12 protein-coding genes are annotated in these 12,395 nt (G+C 75.1%); 6 read left to right on the top strand and 6 right to left on the bottom strand.

From position 1 onward, the window contains the following. Positions 1 to 270 precede the first annotated feature (270 nt). Positions 271 to 2,346 (top strand): FUSC family protein, encoded by a 2,076-nt coding sequence (locus tag PV341_RS24385; RefSeq protein WP_500358964.1) that lies wholly within the window; start codon positions 271 to 273, stop codon positions 2,344 to 2,346. A gap of 44 nt (positions 2,347 to 2,390) precedes the next feature. Beyond that, positions 2,391 to 3,308: a DMT family transporter gene (locus PV341_RS24380; protein ID WP_500323840.1), complete on the top strand. Its 918-nt coding sequence runs from the start codon at positions 2,391 to 2,393 to the stop codon at positions 3,306 to 3,308. Positions 3,309 to 3,346: 38 nt separating this feature from the next. On the opposite strand, the gene PV341_RS24375 is transcribed toward PV341_RS24380, so the two are convergent. Then, positions 3,347 to 4,267 carry a LysR family transcriptional regulator gene (locus PV341_RS24375; RefSeq protein ID WP_500323841.1) on the bottom strand — a complete coding sequence of 307 codons (921 nt, stop codon included), beginning with the start codon at positions 4,265 to 4,267 and terminating at the stop codon, positions 3,347 to 3,349. 73 nt (positions 4,268 to 4,340) lie between these two features. On the opposite strand from PV341_RS24375, the gene PV341_RS24370 reads away from it, so the two are divergent. Next, positions 4,341 to 5,285 (top strand): EamA family transporter, encoded by a 945-nt coding sequence (locus PV341_RS24370; protein ID WP_500358962.1) that lies wholly within the window; start codon positions 4,341 to 4,343, stop codon positions 5,283 to 5,285. A 71-nt stretch (positions 5,286 to 5,356) separates the two neighbouring features. On the opposite strand, the gene PV341_RS24365 is transcribed toward PV341_RS24370, so the two are convergent. Further along, positions 5,357 to 6,238 carry an SCO6745 family protein gene (locus tag PV341_RS24365; RefSeq protein WP_500358961.1) on the bottom strand — a complete coding sequence of 294 codons (882 nt, stop codon included), beginning with the start codon at positions 6,236 to 6,238 and terminating at the stop codon, positions 5,357 to 5,359. A gap of 196 nt (positions 6,239 to 6,434) precedes the next feature. Between PV341_RS24365 and PV341_RS24360 the strand changes: the two genes are divergently transcribed. Beyond that, the gene (locus PV341_RS24360; RefSeq protein WP_500358960.1) at positions 6,435 to 7,100 is read left to right on the top strand and encodes a pyridoxamine 5'-phosphate oxidase family protein; all 666 of its coding nucleotides are present in this window, start codon (positions 6,435 to 6,437) and stop codon (positions 7,098 to 7,100) included. Here PV341_RS24360 and PV341_RS24355 read toward each other — a convergent pair. Continuing rightward, positions 7,078 to 7,854: an enoyl-CoA hydratase/isomerase family protein gene (locus PV341_RS24355; RefSeq protein WP_500358959.1), complete on the bottom strand. Its 777-nt coding sequence runs from the start codon at positions 7,852 to 7,854 to the stop codon at positions 7,078 to 7,080. The genes PV341_RS24360 and PV341_RS24355 overlap by 23 nt on opposite strands. Before the next feature lie 151 nt (positions 7,855 to 8,005). Between PV341_RS24355 and PV341_RS24350 the strand changes: the two genes are divergently transcribed. Together PV341_RS24350 and PV341_RS24345 are read left to right on the top strand one after the other, a co-directional pair. Next, positions 8,006 to 8,614, top strand: coding sequence for an HdeD family acid-resistance protein (locus tag PV341_RS24350; protein ID WP_500323846.1), 609 nt, complete (start codon positions 8,006 to 8,008; stop codon positions 8,612 to 8,614). A 210-nt stretch (positions 8,615 to 8,824) separates the two neighbouring features. Then, positions 8,825 to 9,316 carry an ATP-binding protein gene (locus PV341_RS24345; RefSeq protein WP_500323847.1) on the top strand — a complete coding sequence of 164 codons (492 nt, stop codon included), beginning with the start codon at positions 8,825 to 8,827 and terminating at the stop codon, positions 9,314 to 9,316. A gap of 79 nt (positions 9,317 to 9,395) precedes the next feature. Here the strand turns inward: PV341_RS24345 and idi are convergent, their stop codons facing one another. The 3 genes from idi to galE form a co-directional block, all read right to left on the bottom strand. Continuing rightward, positions 9,396 to 10,004 carry an isopentenyl-diphosphate Delta-isomerase gene (gene idi / locus PV341_RS24340; RefSeq protein WP_500323848.1) on the bottom strand — a complete coding sequence of 203 codons (609 nt, stop codon included), beginning with the start codon at positions 10,002 to 10,004 and terminating at the stop codon, positions 9,396 to 9,398. Between the two features lie 112 nt (positions 10,005 to 10,116). Beyond that, positions 10,117 to 11,067 carry a cation diffusion facilitator family transporter gene (locus tag PV341_RS24335; protein ID WP_500323849.1) on the bottom strand — a complete coding sequence of 317 codons (951 nt, stop codon included), beginning with the start codon at positions 11,065 to 11,067 and terminating at the stop codon, positions 10,117 to 10,119. A 173-nt stretch (positions 11,068 to 11,240) separates the two neighbouring features. Further along, positions 11,241 to 12,227, bottom strand: coding sequence for a UDP-glucose 4-epimerase GalE (galE, locus tag PV341_RS24330; RefSeq protein WP_500323850.1), 987 nt, complete (start codon positions 12,225 to 12,227; stop codon positions 11,241 to 11,243). Positions 12,228 to 12,395 lie beyond the last annotated feature (168 nt).

The raw sequence follows: 12,395 nt of genomic DNA, 5'->3' as shown, positions 1-12,395 counted from the left end.
ACGCTCCCCCAGCCGGCACTGGGAGGTACCCCCACCCCACGCTGCGTTGTCGAATCGTCCGAGCAGCCCACTACGAGGACGGCTCTCCGCCTTGTGATGCCCCGCACCTGGGGCACCTCCCACCGGAGCTGGGGGAGCTCCTTCGACGACACGGCCCAGGCCGGTGCCTGCTCGCCCGCGGCCGATAGGCTGAGGTGGGGGAGGCGAGGGCCCGGAACCCTGCTGGCCTGCGTCTTTTCCCGACGCTGAGATCGTTCCCGTCCCGTGAGGATGCCCGTGCTGCCCCGTGGCCCCGGCCGCCGGCCCGTCGCCCTGCCGACCTGGCTGGCCCATCCGCTGCGCTGGCAGCGAGGGCCGGTGCCCTGGCCCGCCGTGCTGCGCGGGGCGCTGGCGGCCGGGCCCCTGCTCGCGCTGGGGATCGCGCTGGGACGCGTCGAGATCGGGGTGCTGGCCGGACTCGGGGCCCTGTTCGCGGGCTTCAACGACCTTCCCGGCACCCGCAGGACGGGCGTCGTCCACATCGGGCTGCCCGCGCTCGTCGCCGCGCTCGGCGTGCTGGTGGGTGCCGCGACGCAGGACGCCCTGAGCGGGTGGTGGGGGCTGCCGGTGCTCTTCGCGGTGGGCGCGGTGTCGGGCGCGGTCAGCGTGATCGGCCCGGTCTGCTCGCGGGCCGGGATGCAGGGGCTGGCCGCCATGGTGATCGGTATGGGCCTGCCGCTGCCCGGCGGGCCCTGGTACAAGGCGCTGTGGTTCCTCGCCGGGGCGGGCTGCCTGCTCCTGCTGCGGCTCGTGCTGCGGCCGCCGCGCCCGTCCGGCGGGGCGCTGGAGGGCGAGCGCGCCTCGCTGGCCCGGATCTTCGACGCCCTCGCCGACGCTCTCGACGCCGTCGGCGGACCCGGGGCGGAGGCGGCGCGGCGACGGCTCAGCGCCGCCCTGGACCGCGGTGACGAGGCGGTTCGGCTGCGCCGGCTCAGCCGGCGTCTGCTGCGTACCCGCGCACGCCGCGACGAACTGCTGCTCGCCGAGCGCTTCGGCGTGGCCACCGAGCTGACCGACGCCGCCGCGGCCCTGCTCTGGGAGGCCCGCCCCCTGCCGCCCGGGACCGGCGACGGCCCGCGGCGGCTCGCGCGGGCCCTGCGGACCGGAACGCCGCCCGGCCCCCTCCCGGCGCCCGGGCAGGCCACCCCCGCCCGCGCCGCCTTCGACGCGATGCTGCTGCACGCCGCCGTCGTCTTCGCCCGCACGGTCCCGGACACGGACCGGCCCGAGGAGGCCGCGCCGCTCCCCGCCCGCCGCCCGGCGCCGCTGCTGCGCCGCCGCGTCCTCGGCCCCGTGGGCCGTGAGTACGGGCTGAAGGTCGCGGTGTGCGTCACCGCCAGCGCGGCCGTGGCCCTGGCCCTGCGGGCGGACCACTGGTACTGGCTGCCGCTCACGGCGGCGTTCCTGGTGAAGCCGGACATCGGCCCGCTGTTCTCCCGGGTCGTCAACCGCTGCTTCGGCACGGCGCTCGGCGTGCTGGTCTTCGCCGCGGTGGCCGCGGTCCTCGGGGGCGGGATCTGGTGGACCGCGGTCTGCGCCTCGGTGGCGGGCGCGCTGCTGCCGTTCGCGGCCCGCCACTTCGCGCTGCAGACCTCCGCCGTCACGATCATGGTGCTGGCGTTCGTCTGGGCCGGCGGCGACACCCAGGCCGCCCTGTCCCGCCTGCTGGACACCGCGATCGCCTGCGCGATCGTCGTCGTCGTGGGCCACCTCCCGCGGCTCGCCGACCCCACCGCGCGGGTCGGCCACCTGGTGGCCGTCGCACAGCGGCGCACCGGGGACTACCTCGACCACGTCCTGACCGTGCCCGCCGGCGAGCGGCCCGAGGAACGCAGGGTGCTGCGGCGGGCGGCCTACAGCGCCCTGGGCGAGGCCCGCGTCGCCGCCGAGACCCTGGCCGCCGAGCTGCCCTCGCGGCACGGCGGGAACGGCGACTGGTTCCGGGTGGTCGCCGCCTCCGAGCGGATCGTGGACGCGGCCACCGCCTGCGTCGTCCGAATGGAGCAAGGGGCCCCGCGTCCGTCGGCCCGCGAGGGGGCGCAGGTGGCCGCCGCGCTCACGGCGGTCGCCGACACCCTGGACGGCAGGGCCCCCGCCGCGGGCCCTCCGGAGCTCCCGGTGGCCCCCGAGTGCGAGACGCTCGCCGACGTCGTAGCCGAGCTGCACTTCATCCGCGCCATCGTGGCGGGCCTGCCCGTGCCCGCGCGGGGCAGGCGCACCACACGGCACCCCGCCGCGACCGCCGCGACCGCCGCGGCCGCGGGCCGGGAGCCAGAGGCGGACATTCGTCGCGATCAAGACGGGTGAGGGGCTAAGGTCGGGCCAGTCGGCGACACCGGGAGGTTGACGAGGTGGCCGTATTCCTGCTCGGGGTGGGGGCCGCTTGCTGTCTGGGGCTGGGCTTCGTGCTCCAGCAGCTGGCCGCCCAGCGTGCCCCGCTGTCCGACTTCCTCTCCTTCAGGCTGCTGCTGGACCTCATGCGCATGCCGCAGTGGCTGCTCGGCGTCTTCCTGATGATCTGCGGCATGCTGCTCAGCGCCCTCGCGCTCACCAAGGGCGAGGTCTCGCTCGTCGAACCGCTGACCGCGACCAACCTGCTCTTCGCGATGGCGCTCTCCCGCCGCCTCACCGGCCAGAGACTCGGGTGGCACGGCTGGTCGGGCGTGGCGCTGCTGGCGCTCGGCGTGACGGCGTTCATCGTGGCCGGCCGGCCCTCGGGCGGCGGACCGCTCGCAGGGGCGCTGCGGCACTGGCTCGTGGTCGGCGTCGTCGTCGGCCTGGCGCTGCTCCTGGTGGGCTGCGCGCGGCGGCTGCGCCCGTCGCCCGAGGCCACGGTGCTGGCGCTCGCCGCGGGCCTGCTCTACGGCCTCCAGGACGCCCTGACCCGGATCTCCGGCCAGGTGGCCGAGGACGAGGGCGTCGGCGCGCTCCTCATGCACTGGCAGCCGTACGCCGTCGTCGCGATGGGCCTGACGGGGCTGATGCTCGTGCAGAGCGCCTTCGAGACGGCCCCGCTGCGCATGTCGCTGCCCGCGCTGACCGCCGCCCAGCCGCTCGCCGGGATCGCCTGCGGCGTCGGCTTCCTGGGCGACCGCGTGCGCGTCACGCCGGGCGCGCTGGCCTGGGAGGCGGCGGGGCTCGCGGCGATCGCCGTGGGCGTCGTGCTGCTGGGCCGGCACCCGGCGATGCCCTGCGCGCACGGCACGTCCCGGAAGGACGCGGCCGACGTCGGCGGATCCGGCGAGGAACCCGTCAGGATCGTCCACTGACCACGTGACCACGTGACCACCGCGGTCGCCCGGCGCGCTCACCCCGTGAGCAGCCGGGCGACCGTCGCGATCGGCGGCCACGACCACTGACCGGCGCGTGCCACCAGGAAGTGCCGGCGCGTGCCGACCAGCGGGTCCAGCGGACGGGTCACCACGTCGTCGCGCTGCCGCTCCACCCCCGACTCGGCGAGCAGCGCCACACCGAGCCCCGCCCCGGTCAGCAGGTTCACCAGGTGCAGGCTGTCGACCCGGTGGACGATCCGCGGGGTGAAGCCGGCCATCGCGCACACCCGCTGCACCAGCTCGTCGTCGTCACTGCCGCGGGAGTTGGTGATCCACCCGGCCCCGGACAGCCGGCTCAGCCCGGACAGCGGCACCGGCCCGCCCGGCCCCGGGTCGCCGGTGTGCCCGGACGGCAGCAGGAGCACCATCGGCTGGGTGGCGAACTGCCGGGCGCTGAGGCCGTCCGGCACCGGCCGCGGCACCAGGCTGTAGTCGTAGACGATGCCGAGGTCGACGTCCCCCGACAGCAGCAGCGCGAGGGTCTGCTCCGGCTCGTGCTCGTACAGCTGCACCTCGACGCGCGGGTGCTCCGCGCGGAGCCGGCCGAGCGCGGGCACGACCGTGGGCTCCACGGCGCTGACGAAGCTCGCCAGCCGTACCCGGCCGGCCGGGCCGGACGCCCCGCGCAGCTCGGCCCGGGCCTCCTCGACCGCCGCGAGGATCCCCACGGCGTGCCCGACCAGGCGCTCGCCCGCCGGGGTGAGCCGTACCCGGCGGCCGACCGGGGTGAGCAGCCTGGTGCCGACCTCCTGCTCCAGGACGGCGAGGTGCTTGGAGACGGCGGAGGTGCCGTAGCCGGTGCGCTCGGCGACGGCGGCCATCGTGCCCAGGCGGCTCAGCTCGACCAGCAGGCGCAGCCGGCCGAGGTCGGGGAGCTGGTCGGGCGCATCGATCATCCACCGATCGTAAACAATGCGTCCGCCAATGACGCGTGGACAGAAACAACGGGCGGCGTGTCCAATGGGGGCCGTGTCCGAGCCGCATACCTTTACGACCCGCCGCATACCTGGCGCCGTGCTGATCCTGGCCGCGATGACGGTGCTGCACACCGGAAGCGCCCTGACGACGGAACTCTTCGACGAGATCGGCCCGGCCGGCACGACGTGGCTGCGCGTCGGTTTCGCCGCGGTGCTGCTGCTCGCCTTCACCGGCCGGTCGCTGTGGCCCGCGCTGCGCGCCGCCCCGCGCCGGGACCTGGCGGCCGTCGTCCTGCTCGGCGCGGTCAGCGGCGGCATGATGCTGCTCTTCTCGGAAGCCGCCGACCGCATCCCCCTGGGCACCGCGACCGCGCTGGAGTTCCTCGGACCGCTCGCCGTCGCGGTCGCCTCCTTGCGGCAGCGCCGTGAACTCGCCTGGCTGCTGCTCGCGGCGGCGGGCGTCCTGTGCCTCACCTCCCCGTGGCAGAGCGGCGCCGACCTGGCGGGCGTCCTGTTCGGGGTCGCCTCCGGCGCGTGCTGGGCGCTGTACGTGATCGGCACCCAGCACGTCGGCAGCCGCTTCTCCGCGCAGCACGGCCTCGCCGTCTCGCTGGGCGTCGCCACGGTGTTCACCGCGCCGTTCGGCGCCCCGGGCGTGGTGGCGGGCGCCACGTGGTCGGTGCTCGCGGCGGTGGCGGGCATCGCCGTCCTGATGCCGCTGGTGCCCTTCCTGCTCGAGATGAAGGCCCTGCAGCGGATCGGCAAGACCGCCTACGGCACCCTCGCGGGCATGGAACCCGCGGTCAGCCTCCTCGCCGCGATGGTGCTGGTCTCCCAGGTCCCGACCGCCCTCCAGGCGGCGGGTACGGCCCTGGTCGTGGTCGCCGGCATCGGCGCCGCCCGCGGCGAGAAGCGCGCGGCGGGCCGCTCCGGCCGCGAGGTCACCCGCAGCGAACCCCCCACCCCCGCCCCGGCCGCACCGGCCCCCACCCCCTGACGGCGACGGACGGCCGGACGAGGTGGGGGTCGTGGGAACCGCACCGCAAGCGGGGCGCGGAGGACGTCCCCTCAGTCCTTGCCGAAGTGCTGCAGCGGGAAGCCGCCGTTGCTCAGGACGCGGTGGGTCAGGGCGCCCGCGAGGGAGGTGAGGCGGTCGACGGCGGCTGCGCCGAGGTGTTCGTAGGGGGCGCGGTCGAGGCGGTCGGTCACGCCCTCGATCTCGCGGCGCAGTTCGACGCCGCGGTCGGTGAGGTCGCCCGCCGCGTCGAGGAGACCGCGCTCCCGGAGCCGGTCCTGGGCCGCGGCCCAGTCCTGCGCGGACCAGCCGCGGCTGCGCTGCACGAAGCGCGGGGTGAAGCTCTTGCCGGTGGCGGTGTGGGTCACGAGGGCCTCCAGACCGTCGAGGCCCGCGGCGGCGAGGGCCGCGAGGTGACCGTCTCCGCGGTGCTCGCGCAGCAGGGTGGCGGCGTGCCAGAGCGCGAGGTGGGGCCGGTCCGGCACCGGCAGGTCCGCGTTGGCGGCGTAGAGGGGCCTGGCCCCGCGCGTGCAGGCCTCGGCGGCGCGCAGCGCCAGGTGCGCGGCGTCGGCGAGGTCGGCGGAGGCGATGACCTCCGGTCCCAGCAGCCGCGTCAGTACGGCGTCGGCCACCCGCAGCCGGGTCCCGACGATCGCGTCCGGGCTCGCGATGTCCCAGGCACGCGGGATGACCGGGGCGACGATCGCGTGGTTGAAGTTGTAGAACGTGGCGGTGACCGTCCCCGCCGCGACGGCGCCCAGCGGGGCCGCCCGCCCGGCGAAGTAGGCCATGGCGCCTCGCTCCAGGCCGAGCGCCGAGAGTTCGTCGTCGTACTCGGACGAGAAGTACACGACCGAGTGCAGGGGGTTGAGGGCGTTGTGGCAGCGCCGGCCCGCGCGCGGTTCCAGCGCGGGGGCGGGGACGGTGGCGGTCATGGGCAGCAGGTTACCGACCGGTCGGCATGTCGCCGAGGCCGGGACCGCCGAAACACGGATTCCGTCGCCCAAACGGCCATCGCCACCGATTCCGTGGAAAGCGTGGCGCGGAGTTGCTCATATGACTAGTCTCGGCGTCCTGTAGCCGCGAACCCTTCGGAGGCCGCCCGTGCCAGCCGCCGACCGTGCGCTTCCCGTGACCGGGCGCACCCGGCACCGCCGCCTCCGGGAGCAGGGCAGTGTCTCCCGCGACGACCTGGACGCCGTGCTGGGCGCGGGGTTCGTGTGCCACCTCGCCGTCGTCGTCGACGGCACGCCGCTGGCGGTGCCCACCGCCTACGGGTACGACGCCGCCACCGGCACCCTCTACCTGCACGGCTCCGTGGCGAGCCGCAGCCTGCGCCCGGCCCCGGGCGCGCCGGTGTGCGTCACGGTGACGCACGTGGACGGCCTGGTCCTGGCCCGGTCCGTCTTCGAGCACGGCGTCAACTACCGCAGCGCGATGGTCCTCGGTACGCCCCGCACCGTGACCGGCCCCGAGGAGAAGCTGCACGGCCTGCGGGTGCTCACCGAGCAGTGCGCCCCGGGGCAGTGGGACCACGCCCGCCGGCCGGACCGCCGGGAGCTCGCCGCGACGACGCTGCTGGCGCTGGCCACCGACGAGGCCTCGGTGAAGCTCCGCACCGGCCCGCCCGAGGACGGCGACGGGCCGGACGCCGCGCTGCCCGTGTGGGCGGGCGTCCTGCCGCTCACCACCGCGTGGGGCACGCCCGTCCCCGACCCGGCGCTGCGCGACGGCGTGCCGCTGCCGCCGCACCTGGCGGCCCTGACGGGGCTGACTACCGGTCCACCGTCCACGTGAAGCGGGGCTCGCGGCCGTCCAGGAACGCGGCCACGCCCTCCGCCGTGTCGTCGCTGCCCTCCGCCTGGCGGGCCCAGTGCCCGACCCGCGCGGGGTCGGGTCCGGGCGCGGTGAACTCCTTGGCCGCCGCCTGCGTCAGCAGCGACCGCGAGGCCAGCACCCCGGCGAACTCCTCGACCCGCTTGTCCAGCTCGTCCTCCGCCAGCACCTCGTCCACCAGCCCGGTCCGCAGCGCCCGCTCGTGACCGATCAGCTCCGCGGAGAACAGCAGGTGCTTCGCCGTCGAGGGCCCGACCAGCCCCGTCAGCCGCCGCGTGGAGGACGCGGGGTAGACGATGCCCAGCCGCGCCGGGGTGACCCCGAAGCGCGAGCCCTCCGCGGCGAACCGCAGGTCGCAGGCGGCCGCGAGCTGGCATCCGCCGCCCACGCAGAAGCCGCGGATCACGGCCAGCGTCGGCTTGGGGAACCCCGCGAGCGCCTCCTCCGCCTCCACGGCCGCGGTCTGCGCCGTGCCGGAACCGCTCGCCGGATCGCGCAGGTCGGAAATGTCCGCTCCGGCGCAGAAGGTGCCGCCGGCGCCGGTGAGCACCAGGACGCGCACGGCCGGGTCCGCGGCGAGGCCGTCGAGCAGGCCGGGCAGCTCCCGCCACATCGCCACGGTCATCGCGTTGCGCTTGGCCGGATTGCTGATCGTCACGGTGGCCGTGGCGCCCGCCGTGTCCACCCTCAGGCCGGGCCCGGACGGCTCGGACATGCCCGCATCCCTCATCTCGTCGTCGACCCGGCTGCCCGGAGATCGCGGCGGCCGCCGGACGGGGATCCTATCCCGGTCCGTGCCACGGCAAATCGGGTATATGAGCAGTAGCTCCCGACTGGCTCCCGACGCGCGCGAGGAGGCGACGGCCATGACCCCGTTCAAGGGACGCAAGAAGCATCCCGAGCCCCCTGAGGCCGGGATCAAGCGCAGCTTCGGCTGGGTCGCCGCCCTCGGGGCGGTCCTCGTCGTGGGCGGCCTGGTCGGGCTGTTCTACGTGGGCTTCGCCACCATCACCTCGATGCTGCTCTTCGGCTGGCTGCTGCTGGTCGGCGGCGTCGTCGGCCTGGTCCAGGCGGTGCAGAACCGCAACACCAACTTCTTCTGGCTCGCCCTGGTCGTCGCGGCCCTCTACATCGCCGCCGGGGTCGTCGTGATCCGCAACCCCGAGCAGACGGCGGCCGCCCTCACCATGTTCGCGGCCCTGCTCTTCCTGACCGGCGGGATCTTCCGCCTCTTCGGCGGGCTCGTGGTGCGCGGGCCGCACATGGTGTGGACGCTCATCCAGGGCGCGATCGGCATCCTGCTGGCGGTCCTGGTCCTGGCGAACTGGCCGGAGAGCAGCCTCTACGTCATCGGCGCCTTCTTCTCCCTGGCGCTGCTCTTCGACGGGCTGGGGCTGCTCGGCGCCGGCCTCGGGGGCCGCCGGATCGTCGGAATGGTCGCCGATGCCCGGGACGCCCCGCTGACGCGTCAGTGAACCGGAAGTACCAGATCAGTAGGGGCTCACGGGCCCGACACGTCCGATCGCCTTGAGTCGGAGGTGGTCGAAAGGTGCGGATTTACGGTCAGCGGCTCGGGGTGGACCCGTCGGCTGCCGACACTCGATCCGTGAGGCGGACCTCGCCGCCGCCGCGGGCGGCCCGCGGGGGCCGCGGGGTGCATCGCGAATGCAAGGGTGAAGACCGCCATGGACGTACGCGGGAGCGTCCCGCCCTCCGAACCGGTGCCCCCGATGGCGCCGGATGTCCCGCGCCCTTACGAGGGCGTGTGGCGCTTCACCGCCCCCGCGCTGGACTCCTCGGTGCCGCAGGCCCGGCACGCGGTACGGGACCTGGTCGTCCGCCAGGGCGTGCCGGTCAGCGAGGAACTGCTGCACGGCCTGCTGCTGATCGTCTCCGAGCTGGTCACCAACGCGGTGCGGCACGCCGCACTGCTGTCTCCCGAGATCGCCGTGGAACTCGCCGTCGGAGTGGACTGGGTACGGGTGGCCGTCGAGGACAACCACCCGTACCGGCCCAAGGCCCTGCAGGTCGACGACGCCGACACCGGCGGGCGCGGCCTGCTGCTGGTCAAGACGGTCACCGCCGAGGCGGGCGGGATGTGCGACGTCCAGCAGACGACGACCGGCGGCAAGGTCATCTGGGCCGCGCTCCCGCTGCCGCCCGGCCTGGTGCACTGACCGCACCGAGCGCACCGAGCGCACCGAGCGCACCGACCGCACCGACCGCGGCCGGCCGCACCGAGCGCACCGGCCGGGGCTACCAGCCCGCGTCCCCCGTCAGCTCGCGCACCGCCGGCAGCGCGGCATCGAGCACGGTCGGGAACCAGGCCGAGAACGGCCCGGCGGCGCGGAGCGCGGCGAGCTCGGCGGGCGACACGAACGCGGTCTCGTCGATCTCCTCCGGATCCGGCTCCAGGGGTGCGGTCACCAGGCCGACGAAGAGGTGGTTGTACTCCTGCTCGACCAGCCCCGACGCCGGGTCCGGGTGGTTGTAGCGGACCGTGCCGGCCTCCCGCATCAGGGCGGGCGCCACACCGAGCTCCTCGCCGGTGCGGCGCGCGGCGGCGACGAAGGGCGGTTCGCCCGGGTAGGGATGGCCGCAACAGGTGTTCGACCACACGCCGGGGGAGTGGTACTTCCCCGCCGCCCGGCGCTGCAGCAGCAGCCTTCCCTCGCCGTCGAAGAGGAAGACCGAGAACGCACGGTGGAGCCGCCCCGGCGGCAGGTGGGCCGACAGCTTCTCCGCGGTCCCGATCGTCACCCCGGTCTCGTCGACCAGCTCGAGGAGGATCGGCGCCGGGGCACCGTTGGAGGAGGGGTCCGCGGCGGGTGTGCGGGGCCGGTCGGCGGCGGGGCTCGTGGGCATGGCCATCCTTTGCTTCGACGACAAGACCTCAGTTTGCCTCACGCGGGGACACGCCACGTGGTTGCAGCGCGCTCAGGCTTCGTGACACTGCGTCGCACGGCGCGGCGTGCCGTCAGTGGCACAACCGCGCCTCGTGCTCCGCGTGTCCGACCGGCTCCAGCTGGAAGGTGCAGTGCTCCACGTCGAAGTGGGTGCCGAGGCAGCCCTGCAGGTCGTGCAGCATCTTCTCGTGGCCGACCGCGTCCAGGACGTCCCGGCTCACCACGACGTGCGCGGAGAGCACCGGCATCCCCGAGGTGATCGTCCACACGTGCAGGTCGTGCAGCCCGGCCACGCCGGGCAGCGCGAGGATGTGCGCCCGCACGTCGGCCATGTCCACGTCCTTGGGCGCGGCCTCCAGCAGGACGTCGATCGCCTCGCGCAGCAGCTTCCACGTCCGCGGGACGATCATCAGCCCGATCAGGATCGAGGCGACCGGGTCCGCCTGCTGCCAGCCGGTGGCCAGGATCACCAGCGCCGCCACGACGACGGCCAGCGAGCCCAGCGCGTCCGCCATGACCTCCAGGAACGCACCCCGGACGTTCAGGCTCTCGCGCTGCCCGCGCATCAGCAGCAGCAGGGACACCGAGTTCGCCACCAGGCCGATCGCACCGAAGACGACGGTGAGCCCGCCCTCCACCTCGGTGGGCGTGATGAGCCGGCGGACCGCCTCGTAGAAGATGAAGGCGCCCACGCCGAACAGCAGCACCGCGTTGGCCACCGCCGACAGGATCTCGGCGCGCGCCAGCCCGAAGGTGCGGCGCTCGCTCGGCGGGCGGTTGGCGAAGTGGATGGCCACCAGCGCCATCGCGAGGCCCGCCGCGTCGGTCGCCATGTGCCCGGCGTCGGCCAGCAGGGCGAGCGACCCGGTGAGCGCGCTGCCCGTGACCTCGGCCACCAGGATCAGCAGCGTGATGCCGAGCGCCATGCGCAGCCGCCCGCGGTACGCGGCGGCCGCGGTGCCCGTCGGTACGGATCCCGGCCCGTGCGAGTGGCCGTGGCCGTGCGCGTGCCCTGCGCCCATCGCCCGACGCTCCCGTCCGCCGCCTCCACGCGACGGCGTGCCCGCGCGCGGAGACCGGCGTGCCCAGTGAACAACGGTCACCTTCCGTGGGCAACTCGCCGACGGTGGCCGCTGTCAGCCGCGGTGACCTGCGGCGATGGGGAGCGTGACGGCCGCGGGGGGAGCGCCCGTGGTCAGGCGCGGCGCGCCTGCGGGTGGTTCAGGCACCAGCCCTCCCACGCGGACTCCACCATCTCGCGGATGCCGCGGCTCGCCGTCCAGCCCAGTTCCCGGCGGATCAGCGCGGACGAGGCGACCACGCTCGCCGGGTCGCCCGCGCGCCGCGGCAGGATCACCGGCGTGACGTCCTTGCGGCCGGTGACCTCGAGGACGATGTCGATCAGCTCCCGGACGGAGACGCCCTCGCCGCGTCCGATGTTCACCGTCAGGTCCGTGCCGCCGTCGCGCTCGCCGACCCAGCGGGCGGCCGCGAGATGGGCGTCGGCGAGGTCCTCGACGTGGATGTAGTCGCGCACGCACGTGCCGTCGGGGGTGGGGTAGTCGTCGCCGAAGATCTGCGGGGCCTCGCCGCGGGTCAGCTTGTCGAAGACCATCGGGACGATGTTGAACACCCCGGTGTCGGCCAGCCGGGGCTCGGCCGCCCCCGCGACGTTGAAGTAGCGCAGGCAGGCGGTGGAGATCCCGTGCGCCCGCCCGGCCGCGCGGACCAGCCACTCGCCGGCCAGCTTGGTCTCGCCGTAGGGGCTCAGTGGCAGGCACGGCGTGGACTCGGTCACCAGCGGCACGTCGGGCAGGCCGTACACGGCGGCGGAGGAGGAGAAGACGAAACGGCCGATCCCCGCGTCCGCCACCGCCTCCAGCAGCGTCCCGAGGCCGCCGAGGTTCTCCCGGTAGTAGCGCATCGGCTGTTCGACCGATTCGCCGACCTGCTTCCTGGCGGCCAGGTGCACGACGCCCGTGACGCCGTGCTCGGCGATCGCGCGGTCCAGCACGGCGCGGTCCAGGACGGAGCCGGTCACCACGGGGACGTCCGCGGGCACACGGGCCGGCACACCGGCCGAGCCGTCGTCGAGCACGACCACGCGCTCGCCCGCGCCGCTCATCGCCCGCACCACGTGAGATCCGATGAAGCCGGCCCCGCCGGTGATCAACCAAGTCATGGCGCCACCCTAGTGGTTCGGCGCGGGAGCGGGTCCGCCGCCGTCGGCTCGCGGAACACCGGGTCGAGGAACGCGGACGGACGGACGCCGGGCCGGCACCGGGACCCGGCGACGTCCCGGTCCCACCACGCACCCCCGGGCCGTTCGAACGGCCACCCGGCACCCCTC

The organism is Streptomyces sp. PA03-1a, assembly GCF_033792805.1.
GTDB lineage: Bacteria > Actinomycetota > Actinomycetes > Streptomycetales > Streptomycetaceae > Actinacidiphila.
This window is presented reverse-complemented; position numbering and strand designations above follow the sequence as displayed.